Origin of the sequence: Achromobacter sp. UBA2119 (assembly GCF_002331005.1) — a bacterium.
Classification (GTDB): domain Bacteria; phylum Pseudomonadota; class Gammaproteobacteria; order Burkholderiales; family Burkholderiaceae_B; genus Achromobacter; species Achromobacter animicus.
Genome location: NZ_DCYD01000015.1, coordinates 128,441 through 152,278, shown reverse-complemented (window position 1 = coordinate 152,278; position 23,838 = coordinate 128,441). Strand labels below are relative to the sequence as shown.

General features: G+C 67.1%; 18 protein-coding genes. 7 read left to right on the top strand and 11 right to left on the bottom strand.

The window, feature by feature from the left end:
- The first annotated feature begins 288 nt into the window (after positions 1-288).
- Together B3098_RS15130 and pgi are read left to right on the top strand one after the other, a co-directional pair.
- Complete coding sequence (locus B3098_RS15130; RefSeq protein ID WP_175137792.1) at positions 289-1,680, top strand: phosphomannomutase/phosphoglucomutase; 1,392 nt, start codon at positions 289-291, stop codon at positions 1,678-1,680.
- A gap of 7 nt (positions 1,681-1,687) precedes the next feature.
- On the top strand, positions 1,688-3,235 hold the full coding sequence (gene pgi, locus B3098_RS15125; protein ID WP_239211559.1) for a glucose-6-phosphate isomerase: 1,548 nt from the start codon (positions 1,688-1,690) through the stop codon (positions 3,233-3,235).
- On the opposite strand, the gene B3098_RS15120 is transcribed toward pgi, so the two are convergent.
- The 10 genes from B3098_RS15120 to coq7 form a co-directional block, all read right to left on the bottom strand.
- The gene (locus B3098_RS15120) at positions 3,225-4,358 is read right to left on the bottom strand and encodes a glycosyltransferase family 4 protein (protein ID WP_191577980.1); all 1,134 of its coding nucleotides are present in this window, start codon (positions 4,356-4,358) and stop codon (positions 3,225-3,227) included. The genes pgi and B3098_RS15120 overlap by 11 nt on opposite strands.
- Positions 4,355-5,512, bottom strand: coding sequence for a glycosyltransferase family 4 protein (locus B3098_RS15115; protein ID WP_279970693.1), 1,158 nt, complete (start codon positions 5,510-5,512; stop codon positions 4,355-4,357). The genes B3098_RS15120 and B3098_RS15115 overlap by 4 nt, the downstream gene beginning before the upstream one ends.
- A complete protein-coding gene (locus tag B3098_RS15110) occupies positions 5,509-6,624 on the bottom strand; it encodes a glycosyltransferase family 4 protein (protein WP_286897431.1) in 1,116 nt (371 codons plus the stop codon). Before B3098_RS15110 ends, B3098_RS15115 begins: the two co-directional genes overlap by 4 nt.
- Before the next feature lie 3 nt (positions 6,625-6,627).
- Positions 6,628-8,559, bottom strand: a complete 1,932-nt coding sequence (gene asnB, locus B3098_RS15105; protein ID WP_279970690.1) for an asparagine synthase (glutamine-hydrolyzing) — start codon at positions 8,557-8,559, stop codon at positions 6,628-6,630.
- A gap of 44 nt (positions 8,560-8,603) precedes the next feature.
- Complete coding sequence (locus tag B3098_RS15100) at positions 8,604-9,746, bottom strand: glycosyltransferase family 4 protein (RefSeq protein WP_279970689.1); 1,143 nt, start codon at positions 9,744-9,746, stop codon at positions 8,604-8,606.
- Entirely contained in the window at positions 9,747-11,096 is a 1,350-nt protein-coding gene (gene murJ / locus B3098_RS15095) for a murein biosynthesis integral membrane protein MurJ (protein WP_175122512.1), read from the bottom strand. It lies immediately after the preceding gene.
- Positions 11,093-12,118, bottom strand: coding sequence for an SDR family oxidoreductase (locus B3098_RS15090; RefSeq protein WP_175122511.1), 1,026 nt, complete (start codon positions 12,116-12,118; stop codon positions 11,093-11,095). Before B3098_RS15090 ends, murJ begins: the two co-directional genes overlap by 4 nt.
- Before the next feature lie 12 nt (positions 12,119-12,130).
- On the bottom strand, positions 12,131-13,408 hold the full coding sequence (tviB, locus tag B3098_RS15085) for a Vi polysaccharide biosynthesis UDP-N-acetylglucosamine C-6 dehydrogenase TviB (RefSeq protein WP_175122510.1): 1,278 nt from the start codon (positions 13,406-13,408) through the stop codon (positions 12,131-12,133).
- 93 nt (positions 13,409-13,501) lie between these two features.
- Complete coding sequence (locus B3098_RS15080; RefSeq protein WP_175122509.1) at positions 13,502-14,608, bottom strand: MraY family glycosyltransferase; 1,107 nt, start codon at positions 14,606-14,608, stop codon at positions 13,502-13,504.
- 779 nt (positions 14,609-15,387) lie between these two features.
- Positions 15,388-16,065 carry a 2-polyprenyl-3-methyl-6-methoxy-1,4-benzoquinone monooxygenase gene (gene coq7, locus B3098_RS15075; protein ID WP_175122508.1) on the bottom strand — a complete coding sequence of 226 codons (678 nt, stop codon included), beginning with the start codon at positions 16,063-16,065 and terminating at the stop codon, positions 15,388-15,390.
- A gap of 123 nt (positions 16,066-16,188) precedes the next feature.
- Between coq7 and B3098_RS15070 the strand changes: the two genes are divergently transcribed.
- The 4 genes from B3098_RS15070 (at position 16,189) to B3098_RS15055 (ending at position 20,749) form a co-directional block, all read left to right on the top strand.
- Positions 16,189-16,632 (top strand): OsmC family protein, encoded by a 444-nt coding sequence (locus B3098_RS15070; protein WP_175122507.1) that lies wholly within the window; start codon positions 16,189-16,191, stop codon positions 16,630-16,632.
- Between the two features lie 114 nt (positions 16,633-16,746).
- Positions 16,747-17,718 carry a thymidylate synthase gene (locus B3098_RS15065; RefSeq protein WP_286897424.1) on the top strand — a complete coding sequence of 324 codons (972 nt, stop codon included), beginning with the start codon at positions 16,747-16,749 and terminating at the stop codon, positions 17,716-17,718.
- Positions 17,719-18,125: 407 nt separating this feature from the next.
- A complete protein-coding gene (locus B3098_RS15060) occupies positions 18,126-20,189 on the top strand; it encodes a putative bifunctional diguanylate cyclase/phosphodiesterase (RefSeq protein WP_286897422.1) in 2,064 nt (687 codons plus the stop codon).
- A 74-nt stretch (positions 20,190-20,263) separates the two neighbouring features.
- Positions 20,264-20,749: a dihydrofolate reductase gene (locus B3098_RS15055; protein WP_286897420.1), complete on the top strand. Its 486-nt coding sequence runs from the start codon at positions 20,264-20,266 to the stop codon at positions 20,747-20,749.
- Positions 20,750-20,833: 84 nt separating this feature from the next.
- Here B3098_RS15055 and B3098_RS15050 read toward each other — a convergent pair whose 3' ends face one another.
- Positions 20,834-22,252: a PLP-dependent aminotransferase family protein gene (locus B3098_RS15050; RefSeq protein WP_175122503.1), complete on the bottom strand. Its 1,419-nt coding sequence runs from the start codon at positions 22,250-22,252 to the stop codon at positions 20,834-20,836.
- A gap of 158 nt (positions 22,253-22,410) precedes the next feature.
- Between B3098_RS15050 and B3098_RS15045 the strand changes: the two genes are divergently transcribed.
- Positions 22,411-23,736, top strand: a complete 1,326-nt coding sequence (locus tag B3098_RS15045) for an aspartate aminotransferase family protein (protein WP_286897418.1) — start codon at positions 22,411-22,413, stop codon at positions 23,734-23,736.
- Positions 23,737-23,838: the final 102 nt, after the last annotated feature.

Genomic DNA, 23,838 nt, shown 5'->3' with positions numbered 1-23,838 from the left:
GCAAGCGTATCACCTTCGGATGACGAGCAACTTTTGTGCCATGCGCGCCCGCCCGGCAAGCGGCTTTTTTGCCTGCGGACGTGCACCGGAAACAGGCGGCGCCGCCCCATCCGCCGCACCATGGCGGGGCAGGCCGGCACCGGGTAAATGCCCTACTCCGCCCGAAGGATGAAGCCCCCCGCGCCGATGGGGGATAATCCAGCTTTGGCCCTTGCCATAGCGGTTTGGATGTGCGGGTTTACCATTACCCGGCAGCCGCCGCGCTGTCCCCCTCAACAAGGAACCGTCGTGGGCAACAATACACAATTTCCGGCCTCTGTTTTCAAGGCATATGACATTCGCGGCACGGTGCCGGACCTGATCGACGCGGCCTTCGCCCGGTCTCTCGGCGTGGCGCTCGCCGCCCGCGCCCGCGAACAAGGCGTGCAGACGCTCGTGGTCGGCCGCGATGGCCGCCTCAGCAGCGAGATGCTGTCCCTCGCGTTGCAGGAAGGCATGCTCGAAGGCGGCGTGGATACGCTGGACGTCGGCATGGTTCCCACCCCGCTCGTGTACTTCGCGGCCAACATCATGCAAACCGGGTCCGGCGTTGCCATCACCGGCAGCCACAACCCGCCCAAGTACAACGGCTTCAAGATGATGATGGGCGGCCGCGCGCTGTACGGCGACGACGTCCAGCAACTGGCGCAGGCCATGAATGGCGATGCCCCGGCGCCCGCGGCCGAGGCCGGCACGCGCCGCCAGCTCGACCTGGCGCAGACCTACATTGCCCGCGTGGCCTCCGGCGTCAAGCTGGCGCGTCCCATGAAGATCGCCATCGATTGCGGCAACGGCGTGGCCGGCGCGGTCGCGCCGCAGCTGTTCCGCGCGCTGGGCTGCGAGGTCGACGAACTGTTCTGCGAGGTGGATGGCAACTTCCCCAACCACCATCCCGACCCCGCTGAACCCAAAAACCTGCAGGACCTCATCAAGCACGTGGCCGAGACCGATTGCGAACTTGGCCTGGCCTTTGACGGCGACGGCGACCGCCTGGGCGTGGTCACCAAGTCCGGCCAGATCATCTGGCCCGACCGCCAGCTCGTCCTCTTCGCGCGTGACGTGCTCGAGCGCAATCCCGGCGCCACCATCATCTATGACGTCAAGTGCAGCCGCCACGTCGGCCTGTCGGTCGAAGCGGCCGGCGGCAACGCGCTGATGTGGAAGACGGGCCACTCGCTGGTCAAGGCCAAGCTGGCCGAAACCGGCGCACCGCTGGCCGGCGAAATGAGCGGGCATATCTTCTTCAAGGAACGCTGGTACGGCTTTGACGATGGCCTCTACACGGGCGCGCGCCTGCTGGAGATCGTGTCGCGCTTTGCCGACGCCTGCGAGCCGCTGGAAGCCCTGCCGCAGGACGTGTCCACGCCGGAACTGAAGCTCGAAATGGAAGAAGGCCAGCCGTTCACGCTGGTCAAGGCGTTGCAAGACCAGGGCCAGTTCCCCGACGCCAAACGCGTGATCACGATCGACGGCGTGCGCGCCGAGTACGCCGATGGCTTTGGCCTGGCGCGGCCGTCGAACACCACGCCGGTCGTCGTGCTGCGTTTCGAGGCGCAAAGCGAAGCGGCGCTCGCGCGCATCCAGGCCGACTTCCGCCGCGAACTCGGCAAGCTGGCGCCGAACGCGACACTGCCCTTCTGATCCGCCCATGTCGTTAGCCAACAGCCCCGCGTGGCAGCAGTTCATCGCCGCAACACGTACGGCATCCCGGGACGGCCAGAAGCTGCGCCTCATCAATGCGCCCGGGCTGCGTCTGGATCTGAGTGCCCAGGCGCAGTCGCCCGACCTGCTGGCGGCCTCGCAGGCGCTGCTGGTGCAGCAGGACTTCGAGGCCAGCCGCGCGCGGCTGTTTGACGGCGGCCAGGCCAACTGGACGGAAGGACGCGCCGCCTGGCACACCGCCCTGCGCGCGGCCGAGCCGCCCGCCATGGTGGCCAAGGCGGTGCTGGCCGAGCGCGAACGCATGCGCGAGTTCGTGCGGGCGGCCGACGCGGCGGGCCGATACAGCGGCGTGCTGCATCTGGGCATTGGCGGCAGCGACTGGGGTCCGCGCCTGGTCACCCGTGCCCTGCGCCACGAGGGCGTGCGGCGCGAAGTGCGCTTCGCCTCCAACGTGGATTCGCACTCGGTCGCCGATGCGATGAGCCGCCTGGATCCGCACAACACGCTGGTCATCGTCGCGTCCAAATCGTTCACCACGACCGAGCCGCTGGCCAACGCCGAAGTGGCGATGAACTGGCTGCGCGACGCCGGCGTCGCCGACCCCATCAAGCAGGTCGTCGCGATCACCTGCAATGTCGAGGCGGCACTCAACCTGGGCATCCTGCCCGATCACATCTTCCAGATCTGGGACTGGGTGGGCGGTCGTTATTCGCTGTGGTCCGCCATCGGCCTGCCGGTCGCGCTGGCGCTCGGCAACGACACCTTCGACCAGCTGCTGGCGGGCGCCGCGGCCATGGACGACCATTTCCGCACCGCGCCGCTGGCCGAGAACGCCCCCGTGCAGATGGCGCTGGCCGGCGTGGCCAACCGCAGCGTACTGGGCTACGACTCGCTGGTCATCACCCCATACGATTCGCGGCTGTATCACATCGTGCCGTGGGCCCAGCAGCTTGAAATGGAATCGCTGGGCAAGGTCGCGACCGCCGACGGCAGCCCCGCTGGCGTGGCGACCGGCCCCGCGGTGTGGGGCATGTCGGGCACCGATTGCCAGCACACGTTCTTCCAATGGCTGCATCAGGACACGACGGGCGCGCCCGTGGATTTCATCCTGTGCGAGCAGCCCGACCATGCCTATGCCCGGCACCACGAGCTGCTGGTCGCCAACTGCCTGGCGCAGCGCTCGGCGCTCCTGCGCGGCAAGACCTTTGAAGAAGCCCTGGCGGAAACCTCCGCCACGGAACGCGACCCGGCGCGTGCGCGCCTGCTGGCGCAGCACCGCGTGCATCCGGGCGGCCGGCCGTCGTCGCTGATCGTGCTGCCGCGCCTCGAAGCCTTCACGCTTGGCGCGCTGCTGGCGCTGTACGAGCACAAGGTGTTCACGCAGGGCGTGATCTGGGGCATCAACCCGTTCGATCAGTGGGGCGTGGAGTTCGGCAAGGTATTGGCCAAGAACATCATGCGCGAGCTGGACGCGCCCCAACCCAGCCAGCAGGACCCGTCCACGCGGTTCTGGATCGACGCGATCAGGCGCTGAGCGCGTCGTACAGCGCGACGTGGATGCGAGCGACCTGGTTGATGTCGAACTCGCGCTCCGCCAGCGCCCTGCCCGCCGTGCCCATCGCCTGACGCAACGCCGCGTCTTGCGCAAGGCGCGCAATGGCGTCAGCCAGCGCCGCCGCGTCGCGCACCGGCACCAGGAGGCCGGTCACGTTGGGTTCGATGGCATCGCGGCAGCCGGGCACGTCGGTCGTCACGACCGCCCGGCCGCAGGCCGCGGCCTCGATCAATGACTTCGGCAGGCCTTCGCGGTAGGACGGCAGCACCGCAATGTGCGCGGCCGCGTACAGCGCCGCCACATCCGAACGCTCGCCCAGCGCCTGCACGCAGCCGTCCTGCTGCCAGGCATCGACGTCGGCCTGCGTGGCGGATGTCGGATTTCCAGCGTCCAGGCCGCCCACCAGTTGCATCGTCACCGGCACGCCGCGTTCACGCAGCAGTTTGGCCGCCTGCACGAACTCCTGCACGCCCTTGTCGCGCAGCAGGCGCGCCACCATCGTGACGACAACGGGCGGCGCGGGCGGCTCCGGGGTGGGCCGATAGGCGTCGAGGTCCACGCCCGCGCCGCGGATGATGACCACCTGGTCTTCGCGCACGGCGCCCAGCGACTTGAGCAGGTCACGGTCGTTGGCGTTCTGGAAGATCACGCGGCTGTTCGGATGGCCCAGCGCAACGCGGTACAGGCGCGCCACCACGGCGCGCACCAGCCGCATCTTCAGCGAGTTCGACAGGAACACGAATCCCAATCCGGAGATCGCCGCCACCATGCCGGGCACACGCGCAATGCGCGCGGCGATGCCGCCGTACAGCACGGGCTTGATGGTGACCAGGTGCACCACATCGGGACGCAGCCGGCGGAACAGGCGCACCAGCGCCAGCAGCGTGCCCAGCTCCTGCAGCGGATGTTTTCCGCTACGCGTCATGGGAATCGCGTGATGGGTCATGCCCAGCGCCTGGATGTCAGCCACCGCCGGACCGTCCATCGTCGCGACGTGGACGTCGTAGCCTGCCTTCTGCGCGGCCAGGGCGACCGGCACGCGGTGCGACATGAAGAACGCCGGATTGTTGACGACAAACAGCAGGCAGCGTCCGGCGCTCATGCTTGGACTCCAGAAATACGGCGCCAGACGGCGATGTAGCTTTGCACCATCCGTGCAAGATCAAAGTGTTCCAGGACGCGCGCGCGCCCAGCCTCGCCCGCGCGCTCGCGGCCGCGCGCGGCCACATCGCCCAGCGCGGATTCGATGCCGCGGGCGAGGGCCTCGGCCTGCTCGGGCGGCACCACCACGCCGGTGTCGCCGACGATGTAGGCGGCATCGCCCACGTCGGTCACCACGCAATACACGCCGCACGCCATGGCTTCGGCCACCACGTTCGGAAAGCCTTCGGCGCAGCTCGACAGCACGTGCACATCCAGGCCGTTCATGACGGCGGGCACGTCGTCGCTGGGACCGTTGAGCACCACGCGGTCGCGCAGGTCCAGCTTGTCGAGCAAGGCGCCCAGCTGGGCGTTACCGGCGGTCATGTCGCGGCCGATCAGCACGCAGCGCAACCCCGCGTCGCGTCCATCGCGCACCAGCGCGGCCACGGCGCGCAGCAGGTTGGCGTGGTCCTTGAGCGGATCCCACCGCGCCACGCAGCCGATCACGGGAGCGTCTTCGGACAGTCCCCATGCGGCGCGAACGCGCGAGCGCGCCTGCGGATCCGGCGCGTAGCGCGACAGATCATAGCCGTTGGCGATCACGACCATGCGGTCGCGGCGGTAGCCTTTTTCGGCGTGGCGCTCGGCCGCGTTCTGCGCCGCGCAGACGATCGCGCGCGGTACGCTGCCCGAAAGCATCGCGCACGCGCGCAGCACCAGCCGCGCCGACCGGCTGCTGCGCTCAAGGTGCGCGCCGGAATTGCGGATGCCCCACGCAATGGCGCGAACGCCTGCCAGGCGGGCGGCCAGGCCGCCAATCAGGTCGGCGTGATACATCCAGGTTTGAACGGCATCGGGACGGTTCGTGGCGATCAGGCGGCGCAGCGCCAGGAAGCCGCCCAGGCTGACGCGGCCGCGCTTCATGCCCAGGGCATGCACCGCAACGCCCGCCGCGCGCAGGCGCTCGCCATACAAACCTTCATCGGTCAGCGACACGACTGTGTGCTCGACGTCCGCGTCCGGCCAGGTCGCCAGGCGCGTCAGCACCGATTCGGCGCCGCCCTGGCCCAGCCCCGTAATGACATGCAGAATGCGCAGCGGCCGGGTGCTCATCGTCCCTCCCGCACCGCTTCGAACAGTTCATCCCATTCGGTCAGCACGCTGGACAGCGCATAACGCTGGCGCACGGCCGCGGCGGCGCGCGCACCCAACTGTTCGCGCAGCGACACGTCGCCCATCAAACGATGCAGGGCATCGGTCATCGCGACCCGGTCGCCCGCCGACACCAGCAGCGCATCCTGGCCGTCTCGCGTCATCTCGCGCGGACCGCTGGGGCAATCGAACGCCACGCAGGGCAAGCCCAGCGACATCGCTTCCAGCAACACATTGGGAAAGCCCTCGACCAGCGAACTGAGCACGAAGGCCTGGCCGCGCGCCAGTTCTTCCCACGGCGCCTCGGTGCGCCCCGGCAAACTGACGCGCGATTGCAGGCGCAGACGCGCCACCTGCTGCTGCAGCGCCTCGCGCTCGGGGCCTTCGCCCCAGATGCGCAGGTTCCAGTCGGGAAATTCCGGCGCAAGCTGCGCAAAGATGTCGATCAGAAGGTTGAACTGCTTGTCCGGCACCAGCCGCCCCATCGCGATCAGCTCGCGCGGGCCGGCCTCGTGACGCTGCTGCACCAGCGGCGCATCCAGCAGCGGCGCGGGCAGCGGATTCGGGATGACGGCCAGGCGCCGGATGCCGGGCACCTGGCGCGCAAACGGACCGGCGGTGTCTTCCGCCTGCACCGTCACCATGTCGGCGCGCGGGTACAGCACGCGGCGCAGCTTGCGCCAGACGGTTCCCGTGGTGGTTTCAGCGACCGGATTGGTGCGCTCGCAGACGATGAGCGGCACGTTCAGGCCGCGCGTGGCCAGAATGGCGGCCACGTTGACGTTGGTCAGGAAGGACACCACCACGTCGGGCCGCGAATCGCGAATGTGCTTGCGCAGGGCCAGCAGCCGCTTGAAGGCCGCCATCCCGCCCGACACCCGGGTGCCGGCCAGATCGGCCAGCCACGACAGCTGGACCTTGTCCGACAGGGGATAAAAGCAGGTGCCCTTGGATGAGTAGGTGGGCGTCAGGATGACGGTGTCGCCGCGCTCTGACCATGCGTTGACCAGGGTCGCCGCGACGCGTTCCGCGCCGCCGGCGTGCATGGAGCTGACCAGCATCAGTATTTTCATTCGTCAACGGTCCTCAATCGGTCCCCCTTGGTCCATTCCCGCACGGTAGCGGTCCAGCCAGGCCTGCATCATCAGCACGCCCCACAGATGGCTGTCCCAATTGCGATGCCCCGACGTGTGCTCACGCCATTTGCGCAGGATGGGTTCGGGTTCGAACCAGCCCTCCTGACGCAGGCGTGCCGGATCCAGCAGCGCATCGGCCCATTCGCGCAACGGACCGCGCAGCCACGCGGCCAGCGGCACGGCGAAGCCGCGCTTGGGGCGGTCGACCAGCGCCTGCGGCACGTGGCGATGCAGCACCTGCCGCAGCAGCCACTTGCCGGTGTTGCCGCGCACCTTGTACTGGTGCGGCAGGCTCCAGGCGAATTCATAGACACGGTGGTCGATCAGCGGCACGCGGGTTTCCAGGCTGACGGCCATTGCGGCGCGGTCCACCTTGACCAGGATGTCGTCGGGCAGGTAGGTCACCGTGTCGAGCTTCATCATCGACTCGAAGAACGATCCCTGCATGGCGCGTTCGAACACCGACTGGGGTTCGACGCCGCCCTTCACGACGCTGGCCGGGTCCGACCAGTACGACACGAACCCGCGGTAGAACTCGCCGCGCGTGTCGGCGCGCAGCAGTTCGCCCAGCTTGCCGACCTTGCCGCGCCATGCGCCGCGGCCGGGCAGATGGGTGGACGCGCTGAGCATCGCGCCGGCGGGCTTGCGCAGCAACCCGGGCACGCGCTCGAACTGGCGCCACCAGTTGTCCACGCGGAAGTAGCGCGAATAGCCGCCGAACAGTTCGTCGCCGCCGTCGCCCGACAAGGCCACCGTCACGTGCTGGCGCGCCATGCGCGTGACCAGCGACGTGGGGATCTGCGACGAGTCGGCAAAGGGTTCGTCGTACATGTCGGCCAGCGTGGGCACGACCGCCAGCGCATCGTCCGCGGTGACGTAGAGTTCGGTGTGATCGGTGCCCAGGTGCGTGGCCACGGCCTTGGCGTGCTGCGCCTCGTCGTAGCCCTTCTCGTGAAAACCGATGGCAAACGTGCGCACCGGCTGCGAGCTTTGCGCCTGCATCAGCGCCACGATGGTCGACGAATCGATGCCGCCGGACAGGAACGCGCCCAGGCTGACGTCGGACAGCATCTGGCCGCCCACGGCTTTGGACAGCACCTTTTCCAGCGCGTCGGTGGCTTGTGCATCAGAGTCGAACGAGAGCCGGGCGTTCGACGCCGCATCCGCGGCCTCGCGCGCGGACCAGTACACCCGCGGCTCCGGCATGCGGCGGTTGCGCGCGTCGTCGGCCGAGAATTCGATCCACGTGCCGGGCGGCAGCTTGGCGATGCCTTCGTAGATGGATTGCGGCGCGGGAATGTAGTTGTGCCGCATGAACGACGCCAGCGCGTTGCGGTTCAGGTTGCGCCCAAAGCCCGGAATCGGCATCAGGCCCTTGAGTTCCGACGCAAACACCAGCTCCGAATTGGAATAGCCGTAGTACAGCGGCTTCTCGCCCATGCGGTCGCGCGCCAGCACGAGCTTGCGCGAGGCCTTGTCCCACAACGCGATGGCGAACATGCCGACCGAGGCTTGCAGCGTGGCTTCGATGCCCAGCGCGGTAAAGCCGGCGAGGAGCGTCTCGGTGTCCGAATGCCCGCGCCAAGCCGGCGCCAACGCCGATTCCTCGAGCTGCTTGCGGATGTCCAGGTGGTTGTAGACCTCGCCGTTGAACACCATGACGTAGCGGCCGCAGGCGGACGTCATCGGCTGATGGCCCGCTTCGGTCAAGTCCAGGATCGCCAGGCGCACGTGCGCCAGCGCGATTCCCGCGTCGGCGTCTTCCCAGAAACCATTGCTGTCCGGCCCGCGGTGGCGGATGCGGCGGCAGCTATCGGCCAGCACCTGCGCCTTGTTCCCCAGGGGACCCCAAATTCCGACTATTCCACACATGATGTTGTTCTCGTGTTCACCGTGGCAACGGCGCGCGCGGGGCCCTAGCGGCCCGACGCCCGCACGCCGTCAAAAAGTTCCTGCCATTTCTGCAGCACGCGCACGGCCGAGAATCGGTCGCGCACGTCGGTGGCCGCCCGCGCCATGCGCGCGCGGCCCTTGTCATCGGCCATGACCGCGTCCAGCGCCTTGCACAGCGCCGGCACGTCGCCATTGGGCCGCACCAGCACGCCGTCGATGCCTTCGCGCACGATCTCGCGCGGGCCGGTATCGCAATCGAACGACACGGCCGCCAAGCCGCTGGCCATGGATTCGAGCAGGGTATTGGACAATCCTTCGAAGCGCGAGGTCAGTACATAAAGATCGGCGCTGTCGTACCAGTCGCCCACATTGCCGGCGCGTCCCGGCATCGAGACGCGCGATGCCAGGCCGGCCTCGCGCACCTGCGCTTCGAGCGCCTGGCGTTCGCTGCCTTCGCCCAGAATAACCAAGTCCCAGCCGGGATGCGACGGCGCCAGGTGCGCAAAGGCCTGGATCAGCAGATCAAAACCCTTGTCGCCATGCAGCCGGCCGACCGCCAGCAGACGCTTGCGGCCGTCTTGCGGCGCCGGCGTCAGGACGGGCTCGGCGCGCGGCAACGGAAAGTGGACGGGATTGGGAATGACCGCGAGCCGCGAGCCAGGCACATGCTGTTCGAGCCAGTCGGCGGTGCCGCGGGTCAAAGCGACGACGCGCGCGGCACGCGGATAGGTCAACCGGCGCAGCCGCTGCCAGAAACCCGACAGGGTCTGCGACGGCGGATGGGTGTGTTCCGTGGCGATGACGCGGCAGTTCAGTCCCGCGCAGGCCAGCACGGACAGCACGGACGCCGTGGTCATCATGCCCAGCACGATGTCGGGCCGGAACGATTTGACGACGCGGCGCAGCGCACGCACGCGCTGCAGGTTGCTGAGGATGCCGCGCAGCCCGCCGCCCTCGCCCGCCGTGTGCAGGACTTCGCGCCGGACCTTGGGATGCAGCGCGTAGACGTCGCCATCGGCGCTGGCCTGCGTGACCACCATGACCTCGCTGCCTTCGGCGGCCCAATGGGCGCTGAGGTCCGCGGCGACGCGCTCAGCGCCCCCGCCATGCAGGGAATGGATGAACAGCAACACGCGCGCCGGACGAGCGGAGTCGGCAACGGACATTCAATCGGTCCCCTTGGGTTCAGCCTTGCGCATCGCCACCACCAGGTAGCACGCGAAGGACAGCACATACATGAGGCTGGTGGCCAGCATGATGCCGGCCGCGCCCATGCGGGGCGCGAGCACGGTGTTCAGCACGGCCTTCAGCGCAAAATTGGCGACCGCAATGGCGGCCATGATGCGATATCGGTTCTGGCTGGCCAGCAGTTGCACCAGGATCAGCACGCCGAAGTAGAACGGCAGTTGCAGCAGCCCCCAGCGCAGCACGTGCGCGACGGCTTCGGTGTTTTCCGCGGTGAACGCGCCGCGCTGGAACAGCACCGACACGCCCCACGGCGCCAGCACCCAGCCCAGCGCCACGGCGGCGGCGCCCGCCACCACCATCAGCAGCGACCACTTGAGCGCCATGCTGCGCGCGCGCGCCGTATCGCCGCGGGCCTGCACGTCGGCCAGCACGGGCAGCGCGGCACGGCCCACCGACACTGCCCCGATGCCCAGCAGCAGCGACAGCAGCCGGCTGGCGTAGCCCAGCGTGGCGTTGGCATTGGCGCCCAGGTTGGCGGCGGCATATTGGTCCAGCGGGCCCACGAAGCTCATGGCGACCTGGCCGATCAGCATCACGCCGGCCGCGCTCATCAGCTCGGGCCAGTGCGGCGACTTCAGCGACAGGCGCGGCGCGCCCCAGAAACCGCCGTCGGCGCGCGCGGCCAGCCAGGCCAGCCAGACAGTCTGAATCGCGTAGCCGACGAGCGTGCCCCACAGCAAGGGTCCGACGCCCTCGGCGCTGACGGCCAGCATGACCCAAGCCAGCGTCGCCACGGCAGGCACGCTGTCCAGCAGCGTGTTGACGTGACGTTCCTGTGCGCGCAGCCGCGCGGCGCTGATGCCCGCGATCAGCAGCAAGGCCGACACGGGTGCGAAGGCGATAAGCAGGTCGCCCGTCATGGCGCGCACTTGCGCCGACAGGCCCTGCCCCAGCCGATCCACCACATATGGCCAGGCAAACCAAGTCAGCAAAGCGAGGGCGACGCCGGCGGCGGCGACCCAGCCTTGAAGCTCGCGGATGAAGAGTTCTTTCTCGGCCCCGCCGGTGCGCGCCAGGCGCACCAGCACCGGGATCAGCACCACCGACAGCACGCCCACGATCGTGACCGGCAGCCAGGTGCCCATGGTCATCGTGAACTGGTAGGCGTCGACGGCGTCGCTGACGCCGTAGCGGTACGCCACCGCCATCTCCTTGATGGCGCCGGCGGCCTTGCCCAGCAGCAGAAACACCGCCACCCGGAACGCGCCCTTGAAGATGCGCTGATGATCCGGGTGGATGTTGCCGAGTTTTCGGACGAGTGCTTTCAACGCAGGAATTGCGTGTACCAGGGCATGGCGACTTCCAGGCCTTGCAGCACCGTGTGCGTGGGCGCGTAGCCCAGCAGGCGGCTGGCCTTGCCGATGTCGGCCTGCGAGTGGCGCACATCGCCCGCGCGGAAGTCACCGTAAACCGGCTGCTTGCCGTAGTCCACGCCCTGGTTGCCCAGGGCCTGCACCAGGAAGCTGAACAGCTGGTTCAGCGTGCTGCGGCCGCTGACGGCCACGTTGTAGACCTGGTTGCGGGCTTCGGGCGCGGCCAGCGCGCCCAGGATGTTGGCCTGCACCGCGTTTTCCACAAAGCAGAAGTCGCGGCTGGTCTCGCCGTCGCCATTGATGGTGACGTCCTTGCCCTGGATCATCGCGGCGGTCCACTTCGGGATCACGGCGGCGTAGGCGCCGTCCGGATCCTGCCGCTTGCCGAACACGTTGAAGTAGCGCAGGCCCACCGTCTCGAAGCCATACGAACGCGCAAAGACGTCGGCGTACAGTTCGTTGACGTACTTGGTCACGGCGTACGGCGACAGCGGCTTGCCGATGTTTTCCTCGACCTTGGGCAGCGCGGGATGATCGCCGTAGGTGGAGCTGGACGCCGCATAGACGAACGACTTCACCTTGGCGTCGCGCGCCGCCACCAGCATGTTCAGGAAACCGCCGATGTTGACGTCGTTGGTCGTGATGGGGTCGTTGAGCGAGCGCGGCACCGAACCCAGCGCGGCCTGGTGCAGCACATAATCCACGCCTTCGGCCGCGCGGCGGCAGGCGTCCAGATCACGGATATCGCCTTCGATGAAGGTGAAGCGCGACCATTGCTCCGGCGACACGGACGCCTGGACTTCGTCCAGGTTGCGCTGGTGACCGGTGGCGAAGTTGTCCAGGCCGGTGACGGACTGGCCGAGCTTGAGCAGGGTTTCCAGCAGGTTCGAACCGATGAAGCCGGCGCAGCCGGTCACCAGCCACTTGCGCGGCGAGGCGGCCAGTTCCTGGGTGACAGTTTCGAATCGTGTGGTCATGGCGAAATCCTTTTACAGACGCAGGTCGGATTCAGCGGGCGACAGCACGTACTTCAGGTCGTACAGGATGTGTTGCGGCTTGCCGAGCTTGCGGATGCCTTCGGCGCCCATGTCCTTGAACTGGTTGTGCGCCACGGCCAGGATCACGGCGTCGTACTTGCCCTCCTCGGGCTTGGCCACCGGGGTCAGGCCGTACTCGTGCATGGCTTCTTCGGTGTCGACCCACGGATCGTAGATGTCCACGTCGACGTTGTAGTCGCCCAGTTCGCGAACGATGTCCACGATGCGCGTGTTGCGCAGGTCGGGGCAGTTTTCCTTGAAAGCCAGACCCATCACCAGCACGCGGGCGCCTTGCACGTGGATGCGGCGCTTGGTCATGCACTTGACCAGCTGCGACACCACGTAGCTGCCCATGGAGTCATTCAGGCGGCGACCCGCCAGGATGATCTCGGGGTGGTAGCCGATGGATTGCGCCTTGTGCGTCAGGTAGTAGGGGTCCACGCCGATGCAGTGGCCGCCGACCAGGCCCGGACGGAACGGCAGGAAGTTCCACTTGGTGCCGGCGGCCTGCAGCACGGCTTCGGTGTCGATGCCCATCTTGTTGAAGATCAGGGCCAGTTCGTTGATCAGGGCGATGTTCACGTCGCGCTGCGTGTTTTCGATCACCTTGGCGGCTTCGGCCACACGGATGCTGGACGCCTTGTGCGTGCCGGCGGTGATGATTTCCTTGTAGAGCTGGTCGACCAGGGTGGCGACTTCCGGCGTGGAGCCGGAGGTGACCTTCTTGATCGTGCTGACGCGGTGTTCCTTGTCGCCCGGGTTGATGCGCTCGGGGCTGTAGCCGGCGAAGAAGTCGACGTTGTACTTCAGGCCAGACACGCGCTCCAGGACGGGCACGCAGTCTTCTTCGGTGGCGCCGGGGTAGACGGTGGATTCATAGATGACGATGTCGCCGCGCTTGAGCACCGCGCCGATCGTTTCGCTGGCCTTGACCAGCGGGGTCAGGTCCGGCTGCTTGTACTCGTCGATGGGGGTGGGCACGGTCACGATGAACACGTTGGCCTCGCCCAGTTCGGCGCGTTCAGCGGTGTAGCTCAACTGGCTGGCCTCGGCCAGCTCGGCGTCGCTGACTTCCAGCGTATGGTCGTGGCCCGCCTTCAGCGCGTCGATACGGCGCGTGTTGATGTCAAAGCCAATGACCGGGCGCTTCTTGCCGAACTCAACGGCCAGGGGCAGACCGACGTAGCCAAGGCCGACGACAGCGAGTTTCACATCCTGGATTCGCAACATAACTCTCCCTTCACCGTAGAACGTTTACGGCATTTTAAAGATGGTCTGGTGATGGATACCGAGCCCCCGGCGGCGATCGCCGGGGCACTCGAACTATTCGGTGGTTCGCAGCACGGACGGCAACAACAGCCAGCCCGGGCGGCGCCAGGAGACCAGGCGTGCATACAGCCAGATATAGACGCTGGCAAAGACAACCAGGCTGGCGCTCAGGGCCCAGGCGTTGTCCCACCAGATCGTGGCCGGCACCAGCCCGATCAGCGCCAGCACCCACATGTACGGGGACGCCAGCGCATTGCAAAGCGCGGGGACGGCGTGGCGCCGGCCGCGGCTGAAGGTCACCCGGACCAGACGGCGGAACACGAGCTGGTGCAGGTGCAGCGCATCGGGCTGGTCAACCGGCACGCCGCGTTTGAAGCGGCGCCGCCAGATCGAGAAACCAGTTTCGAATACGGGGTAGAACAGGACCGCCAGGGCGTAGAACGGCGACACGGACGGGTTGCGCACGACCAGCAGCACGGCCAGTTCGGCCAGCATGAATCCCAGGAAGTACGCGCCGCCATCGCCCAGGAACACGCGTCCGAACGGGAAGTTCCACACCAGGAAGCCCAAGGTCGCCGACGCCAGCGCCGCGGCCACCAGGAAGATCGGCACATCGCCGACCTGCAAGGCAACGAGGCTGATCGAGACCGCCATCAACGTGGCGACCATGCCGGCCAGGCCGTTCATGCCGTCAACGATATTCAGCGCATGGGTACAGCCACCCACGGCGAACATAGTGAACAGCAGCGACACGGGCCAGTACGACAGCACGTAATCCACAGGCGCCATGCCGACGCGGCTGACGCCGCCCAGCAGCCACCACGCGATGGCTGCAGATAGAAAAGCAGCCAGCAAACGCTTGCTGGCGCCGATGTCCTTGGTAATGTCTTCAAGCAGGCCGGCCACGAAAACGGGCAACGCCGCGACGAAGAGCGCGGGCCACAGCCAGGTCAGGGTCATGTTGCTGGGTCCGAGGACCAGCAGGCCAGCCAGCGTACCGGCAAGCACCGCCAGACCGCCGACGCGGGGCGTCGCGCGGGAGTGATTGGCTTGGGGCTTGTTGAGGTCGCTATCGCCGGTGAAAGCGCCATGCCAGCGCTCGGACGCCACGATGAGTCCCCCCACCATGAACGCGACCACGCATATATACAGCCAGGTCACTGGATCACCTCAGGTTGGTCTATCGAGACAGGCCCGCCATTATCGGAGGCAGGTGTAACGCCCATATATGGGAGGGATAAGGAAGTGCAATTCCGAGGCACAGAACGTAACGCGCGCAGGCGGGTTATCCGTCCGCCGCGCATGTGACTGGAACGCGCTGGCGCGCGAGCGCCTGGCAGTGCTGGTTTCATGTGGGGGATTGTAGAGCGTTCCGCCTCTGGGCACGCGAAATATGCAAGGGAAAACGCGGAGGCCCCGAGGGCACGCGCGCCGTCGCGCTGCGCGGTTTTTTGCCGACATCGCTTACAAATAGGGACGCAACGATTCGGGACAAAAAAAAGCCCGAGATCGTGAGATCTCGGGCTAAATCCACCAAAGGAGGAGGGTGGAGGAGACAACCGTGGCATGTTGGGAGCGGGACTTCAACTCGCTGCGCTTCCGGGGTTTTCACCGCGCCGTCTGCGTTTCAACATCCAATGACTGAATAGTACCTACGTTTTTTGTGCGTTGCAAGATTTTTTTTGATCTATTTTCAGAGGCGTTTGCCGCGTTGCTTTTTTGCTGCAAGATTCGCGGCGCCCCTCTGGAAACCCGCACCAGGCAATGCCCTGACCAAAAACGGGGTTTTTGCCGAAGGGGTTTTCCCCTTTCGGACTAACCCTGAACAATAGCGGGTATTCCCACCCTGGCCGCCGCACCAGAATGGTGCTTCACGCACCACGAGGCGGCCAAATTTGCGCATTGCAACATTTTTATCAGATGCGGTTTCAAGAGGCCGGTCAGATCCAATAGGCGGTGGTCGTCATCACCTTGGACATGGCGCGCATGGCCATTTTCACGGGTGCTGGGAGCGGCACGCCCCCGGCCTGCTCTGCGCTGGCGCGGTGCTGGGCCTCGTCGTCCTTCATCTTTTGCACGATCTGGCGCGAGCGTTCGTCCTGCACCGGCAAGGTGCGCAGGTGCTCGTCGAGATGGGCTTCGACCTGCTTTTCGGTTTCGGCCATGAAGCCCAGATTGCGCGGCACGCCGGCCACGCTGGCCATGACGCCCAGGGCAAACGAGCCCGCGTACCAGACCGGATTGAGCAGGCTGGGCCGGCTGCCCAATTCGTTCAGGCGCTCGTTGCACCACACCAGATGGTCGACTTCTTCGGTGGCGGCATTCAGCAGCAGCGCGCGCGGGCCGGGTTCCTTGCAGACCGACGCCTGGCCGCGGTACAGCGCCTGGGCGCAGACCTCGCCGACGTGGTTGACGCGCATGAGGCCCGCCGCGTGGCGTTTTTCTTGGACGGACAGGGTTTGCGGCGATTCCTGGGCGGTTGCGGGATAGGCGCGGCCGGCGCTGGCGTTGCCCGAAAGCACCCGCAGCGCACGGTCGGTTTCGGCCAGCAGGGCGTCCAGGGGACCGTGGCGGCGGCGCAGGGAAACGGGGCCGGATTTGGACAACGTGGTGGACATGGCAACTCCTAGGCAAAGCGGACGCCCTGCACCCCTGATGCGGGGTGGGGTTCTCCTGCCCGGGATTGTACGCAACGGGTATCATCAGCCATTGACTGCGCTCAAGCTCAAGGACTCACTGAAATGGAATGCACGATCGACTGGGGCGGCCCGAGCGGCATGCTCTTTACCGCCAGCACGGGCAGCGGCCACGTGGCCGTGATGGACGGCGCCGTGGATGGCGGCGGCCACAACCTGGCGCCCCGCCCCATGGAAATGCTGCTGGCCGGCACGGGCGGCTGCACGGCCTATGACGTGGTGCTGATCCTCAAGCGCGGCCGCCACGCGGTCACGGGCTGCAGCGTCAAGCTGCAGGCCGAGCGCGCCGGCACCGACCCCAAGGTCTTCACGAAGATTCACTTCGCGTTCACCGTCACCGGCGCCAATCTGCCGCGCGCGGCCGTCGAACGTGCCGTACAGCTTTCCCACGAGAAATACTGCTCGGCGTCGGCCATGCTGGAAAAGACCGCCGAAATGACGTTCTCCGTCGACATCGTCGACACGCAGGAAGCAGCCGCTACCGCCTGAGCCGCTCGCGCGGCCGTGGTGTAATTCGGCATTCACCATATATAGGCGCCGCCGCGGCACGTCCGCGGCGGCGCGCTTGCTTCCCGACCCGGGACCGCAGGCACAAGGATCGTCATGAAACAATACCTGGACCTCGTTCAATCCATCCTCGACACCGGCTCGTGGCAGGAAAACCGGACCGGCATCCGCACCCTCAGCATGCCGGGCGCCTCGCTGCGCTTTGACCTGCAGAAGGGCTTTCCCGCCGTCACTACCAAAAAGCTGGCGTTCAAGTCGGCCATAGGCGAAATGGTGGGTTTCCTGCGCGCCTCGCGCAGCGCGGCAGAATTCCGGGAACTCGGCTGCAAGGTCTGGGACCAGAACGCCAACGAGAACGCGCAGTGGCTGGCCAACCCGTACCGCGAAGGTCCTGACGACCTGGGACCGGTCTACGGCGTGCAGTGGCGCCAATGGCCGGCCTACAAGATGCTGGACGCCAGCCGCCCGGCGCAAATCGAAGACGCGCTGTCGCGCGGGTACGCCAAGGTGGCCGACCTTGAAGAAGGCGGCGTGCCGAAGGTGCTGCTGTACAAGGCGGTCGACCAGCTGCGGCAATGTCTGGACACCATTCACGAACGCCCGGGCGACCGGCGCATCCTGTTCCACGGCTGGAACTGGGCGCAGATCGAGGAAATGGCGCTGCCGCCTTGCCACCTGCTTTATCAGTTCCTGCCCAACGCAACGACGCGCGAGATTTCGCTGTGCCTGTACATCCGGTCCAATGACGTGGGCCTGGGCACGCCGTTCAACCTGACCGAAGGCGCGGCGCTGCTGCACCTGGTCGGGCGCCTGACCGGCTACACCCCGCGCTGGTTCACCTACTTCATCGGCGATGCGCATATCTATGAGAACCACCTGCCGATGCTGCGCGAGCAACTGACGCGAACGCCGTATGAATCGCCACGCCTCGTGCTGTCGGACCGCATTCCCGATTTCGCCGTGACCGGCCGCTACGAACCCGAGTGGCTCGAGAAGGTCGAACCCGGCGACTTTTCGTTGTCGGGCTACACGCACCACGCGCCCCTGACGGCCGCGATGGCCGTCTGACCCCTGCGCCGGCAGCGCCGGCGACCGCCTTTCAGGTCATATCAGCAACACGCCGGACGCCCGTCCGGCGTCCGATTCCTTGCACGCCCCGCAGCAGGTGAAGATTGGTGAGCTTCTGGAAGCGCGATTTCGGTATAACCCATCCCTTAGCCACGGACGCGCGTCCAGCATGCCGCGCGCCCCGTTGCTTTCGACCGGCCCTTCGGGCGCGCCATGCCGAGCGCCCGAACCGCGCCGACCGCTGGCGTTGCCGCGCCCAATTCCCCATCCCTATAAATAGAGTGTGAGAAAAGCCAGCGACGAGAGCAGGATTCTCCTTGCGACCGGACTGCAACTGTTGACTACCAATTGAATTGAAAATCGTGCCCCGCGCCGCGGCTGTATGCGCTTAGGACAGGACCCCACAAATGCTCGTTGGAACTTATAACCCTTCGCTCGTCCTCGTATCCTTAGGGGTCGCCATCCTGGCGTCGTATACGGCGTTGGGCATGGCCAACCGCGTGAAGGCGTCGAGCGGGCTGCCCGCCGCGAAGTTCTGGCTGGCGGGCGGCGCGTTCGCGATGGGCATCGGCATCTGGTCGATGCACTTCGTGGGCATGCTGGCATTCAGCCTGCCCATCCCCATGGGCTACGACCTGCCCCTGACCGTGCTGTCCCTGGCCATCGCCATCGGTTGCTCGGCCTTCGCGCTGTGGATGGTCTGCAAGGACGAACTGCCGTGGGGCCGGCTGGCCGCGGGCGCGCTGCTGATGGGTTCCGGCATCGCGGCGATGCACTACATCGGCATGGCCGCCATGCGCATGTCGCCGGGCATCGACTACGACCCGACATGGTTCGCGCTGTCCGTGGCGATCGCGATTGCCGCGTCCGGTGCAGCCCTGTGGATCACTTACCGGCTGCGTCAGGACGCGCCGCGCGTGGCGTTGTCGCGCCCCTTGGCCGCCGGAGTCATGGGCCTGGCGATCGTGGGCATGCACTATACGGGCATGGAAGCCGCAAGTTTTCCGGCGGGCAGCATCTGCATGGCTGCCGACCAAGGCATTTCTGCCGGCTGGCTGGCCATCGCCGTGACCGCGGTCACGCTGAGCGTGCTGGCGATCGCACTGGTGGTGGCCGTGCTGGACAACCGGCTTGAGGCGCGCACGTCGGCGCTGGCCTCTTCGCTGGCCGAAGCCAACGAAGAGCTGGTGCAACTGGCGCTGCACGACACGCTGACCAAATTGCCCAACCGCATCCTGCTGGAAGACCGGATGGAGCAGGCCATCGAAAGCGCCAGCCGCCGCCGAGGCCATTTCGCGGTGCTGTTCTTTGACCTGGACGGTTTCAAGGCGGTCAACGACGCGTACGGACACCACACCGGCGACGCGCTGCTGATCGATCTGGCGCAGCGCATCCGCCTGGCCTTGCGCACGCAGGACACGGTCGCGCGCCTGGGCGGCGACGAGTTCATCGTGCTGAGCGAGGTGATCGAACCCACGGACGCCGCGAACGTCGCGGATCGGCTGATCGACGCCATCGCACGCCCCGTCACGGTCTACGGCCACGAAGTGCTGGTGACGTCCAGCGTGGGCATTGCGGTCTATCCGAACGACGGCCAGGACACCCACGCCCTGCTGACCAATGCGGACGCGGCGATGTACCACGCCAAGCGGCTGGGCGGCACGGGCTACAGCTTCTTCGAACCGTCCATGAACGCGGACGCGCACGAGCAGATCGAGCTGCTGCACGACCTGCGGCTGGCGCAGGAGCGCGGCCAGTTCGTCCTGCATTACCAGCCCAAGTACGAAGCGCCGGCCGGCCCCATCATGGGCGCCGAGGCGCTACTGCGTTGGAACCACCCGACGCGCGGCCTGGTCGGCCCGGACCAGTTCATTCCCACGGCGGAAAAGACGGGCCTGATCCTGTCGATCGGCGAATGGGTCATCAACGAAGCCTGCCGCCAGATGCGCGAATGGATCGACGTCGGCCAGGGCCACTGGACCATCGCCGTCAACATCTCGGCGCTGCAGTTCTCACATGCCAACCTGGTCGAGACGGTGCGCTCGGCATTGGCCAAGCATGGCGTCCCGCCCGCCTGCCTGACGATCGAAGTGACCGAATCGACCGCCATGCGCGACGCGGAAGCCAGCCTGACGGTGCTCAAGCGCCTGTCCGATCTGGGCGTCACGATCTCTATCGACGATTTCGGCACCGGCTATTCCAGCCTGCTTTATCTCAAGCGGCTGCCGGCGACCGAACTGAAGATCGACCGCGGCTTCGTGAACCAGCTGGACAACGACAACGAAGATGCGGCCATCGTCTCGGCCATCGTGGCGCTGGCGCAGCAGCTCAACCTGCGCATCGTGGCCGAAGGCGTCGAGACCGCGGCGCAGCAGAAGTTCCTGACCGGACTGGGCTGCGACTCGCTGCAGGGCTTTCTGCTGGGCAAGCCCATGCCGGCCACCGAATTCCTGGAACACGCGGGGACCTGACAGGCGAGCGGTCTTTCGCAATTTGCTACGCTTACGGGTCGTTCCGGCTCAACCCTTACCGTTGCAAGCACCGCATGCCCGCCAGCCTTACCCTGATCGTCGCCTATTCCACCAACCGCGCCATCGGCCGCGACAACGCCCTGCCCTGGAAGCTGCCGGGCGATCTGGCGCATTTCAAGCGCAGCACGCTGGGCCACCCCATCATCATGGGCCGCAAGACGTGGGACTCGCTGGGCCGTCCCCTGCCCGGCCGCAGCAACATCGTCATCAGCCGCAATCCCGATTTCAGCGCCGCCGGCGCCATCCTGGCGCCCACGCTGGAGGCCGCGGTGGCCGCCTGCGGCGACATCGATGAAGCCTTCGTGATCGGCGGCGCGCAAATCTATGCGCAGGCCCTGCCGCTGGCCCGGCGCGTGCTTGCGACCGAGGTCCATGCGGATGTCGAAGGCGACGCGTTCTTTCCGCTGCTGCCGTCGTTCCAGTGGAAGGAAACCGCGCGCGAGCCGCAGCCTGCCGAAAACGGCTACGACTATGATTTCGTCACGTACGAACGGGTCTGACGATTCAGGCCTGACGTATCAGCCGTAACGCGTCCGCCGTAACGCGCCGGCCGTAACGCATCGGCCGTAATGCAGCGGGCCGGCCTACGCCGCGCCCGCATTGCGCATGAACCGCCACAGCGCGGGCGCCGCCGAGTACGCCACGTTGAAGCGCACCCACGCCGTGTCGGCCTCGTCCGCTTCGAAGTACGAACCGGGCGCCAGCCAGATGCCGTCCTTGAGCGCCAGCTCCGCCAGGCCATTGGCGCCCCGTTCGCGCCACTGCCCGGCCACCTTCGCCCACAGGAACAGGCCGCCCTGCGGCTTTCCATAGACTTCGAATCCGTGCTGGCGCATCTGCTCGGCGACTTCGGTGTGCGCCTCGGCCAGCCGCTCGCGGGTGCGCGCGATGTGGGCGCGGTAGCGGCCCTCGCGGATGACCTGGTGCACGATGCGCTCCATGATCTCGGGCGTCGTCAGGCCCACCGCCATCTTGGTGCGCGCGATGTCGCGCACCAGATCCCGATGCGCCACCACGTAGCCCACCCGTACCGACGGGCTGATGACCTTGGAATAGCCGCCCAGGTAGACGACGCGGCGCGCGCCGTCCAGCGCGGCCAGCATCGGCGTCACGCCCGGCGCCAGTTCGCGCGAGATGTCGTCTTCCACCACCCACAACCCATGCCGCTCCGCCGCCTGCAGAATGCGGAAGGCATTCGCCATGGTGATGCTGGCGCCCGAGGGATTCTGCAGCGCCGTATTGATGAAAAGCGCGCGCGGCCGATGCTGGGCGGCCACGCGCTCCAGCGCGTCGCAGTCCAGGCCGTCGACAGTGCGCGGCACCGCGATCACGCGCAGACCGGCCAGGCGCAGCATCTGCAGCAGATTCGCGTAGGCCGGCTGCTCGACGACCACCGTGTCGCCCGGCCGCAGCAGCGTGCGGATCACCGTGTCCAGTCCGTGGGTCACGCCCTGCGTCAGCAGCACCTGCGACGCCTCGACTTCCATGCCCTGCGCGCTCAGGCTGGCCGCGATGGTCTCGCGCAGCGGCGCGTAGCCGTAGGGATGGCCGTAGTTGGCGATTCGCATCGCGGGCACGCGCCCCATGTGGCGCAGCGCCAGGTGCAGCCCTTCTTCATTCAGCCACTCGCCGGGCAGCCAGCCGCAACCGGATTTGATGGGGATGGAGTGGTCGGCAAAGATGTCCGACAGCAGCCAGCCCGCGTTCAGCCGCGGCGGTTCCCAGGACAGGGGTTCGACCCGGCGGGCGGGCGCGTCGGGCGACGCCACCCGGTAGCCCGCGCCCGGCCGCGCCGCCAGCCAGCCCTGCGACACCAGCCGGCTGTAGGCGCTGGCCACGGTGAAGGTGCTGACGCCGTACTGGCGCGCGAACTCGCGGACCGAGGGTAGGGACATACCCGGACGCAGGGTCTGCGCCTCGACGGCGCGCAGAATGGCCGCGACGAGCTGTTCGACGAGGGTGGGCGCGGCCCCACGGCCGCGGACGGGTTGGAAGTCGATCACGGGCTAACTGTACAGTTGCAACGCTCTCAACTATACAGTTAGCGGCAAATGCGCGGATTGTATATTTTCATTCCCTGCGGGACGTTCCAGAATCGTCCGAATCCCGCTGCCCGCGCGCGTTTCGCGGCGGCTGCGGTTGTCCCCCTTCTGGAGTCACCATGAACGCCCCCGCCCAGTTGCCCGACCTGTCCCATCTCTGGATGCCCTTTACGGCCAACAAGCAGTTCAAGGCCCAACCGCGCATGCTGGCCAAGGCCAAGGGCATGTACTACACGTCCACGGACGGCCGCCAGATCCTGGACGGCACGGCGGGCCTGTGGTGCGTCAATGCCGGCCACGGCCGCGAAGAGATCGTCGAAGCCATCGCCCGCCAGGCCGGCGTCATGGACTACGCCCCGGGCTTCCAGCTGGGCCACCCGCTCGCCTTCGAGGCCGCCACCGCCGTCGCGGGCCTGATGCCGCAGGGACTGGACCGCGTGTTCTTCACGAACTCGGGCTCCGAATCGGTCGACACCACGCTGAAGATCGCCCTGGCCTACCACCGCGCGCGCGGCGAAGGCCAGCGCACGCGCCTCATCGGCCGCGAGCGCGGCTATCACGGCGTGGGCTTTGGCGGCATCTCGGTGGGCGGCATCTCGGCCAACCGCAAGACGTTTTCGGGCGCCCTGCTGCCCGCCGTGGACCACCTGCCCCACACCCACAACATCGAGCAGAACGCCTACTCGAAGGGCCAGCCCGCGTGGGGCGCGCACTTGGCCGAAGAGCTGGAACGCATCATCGCCCTGCACGACGCCTCGACCATCGCCGCCGTGATCGTCGAGCCCATGGCCGGCTCCACCGGCGTGCTGATTCCGCCCAAGGGCTACCTGGAAAAGCTGCGCGAGATCACCGCCAAGCACGGCATCCTGCTGATTTTCGATGAGGTCATCACCGCGTACGGCCGTCTGGGCGCCGCCACGGCCTCCGAATTCTTCGGCGTGACGCCGGACATCATCGCCATGGCCAAGGGCGTCAGCAACGCGGCCGTGCCGGCCGGCGCGGTCGCCGTCAAACGCGAAGTGCACGACGCCATCGTCAACGGCCCCGCGGGCGGCATCGAGTTCTTCCACGGCTACACGTACTCGGCGCACCCGCTGGCCGCCGCCGCCATCCTGGCCACGCTGGACATCTATCGCCGCGAGGACCTCTTCGGCCGCGCCCGCAAGCTGTCGGGCGCGTTCCAGGAGGCTGCGCACAGCCTGAAGGGCGCGCCCAACGTCATCGACGTGCGCAACCTGGGCCTGGTGTCCGGCATTGAACTGGCGCCGCGCGCGGGCGCCCCTGGCGCACGCGCCGCCGAAGTCTTCCAGCGCTGCTTCGACAGCGGCCTGATGGTGCGCTACACGGGCGACATCATCGCCGTCTCGCCGCCGCTCATCATCGACGAGGCGCAGATCGGCCAGATCTTCGAGCAGATCGGCAAGATCCTGAAAGAGGTAGCCTGATCCTTCCCCGCCGCACGCCCGCATGGCGCGCGGCGCAACAGACCCGCACATGGGCGGCCCAGGCCGCCCAGCCGCATTTTTGACGAATCACCGAGCCTTGCA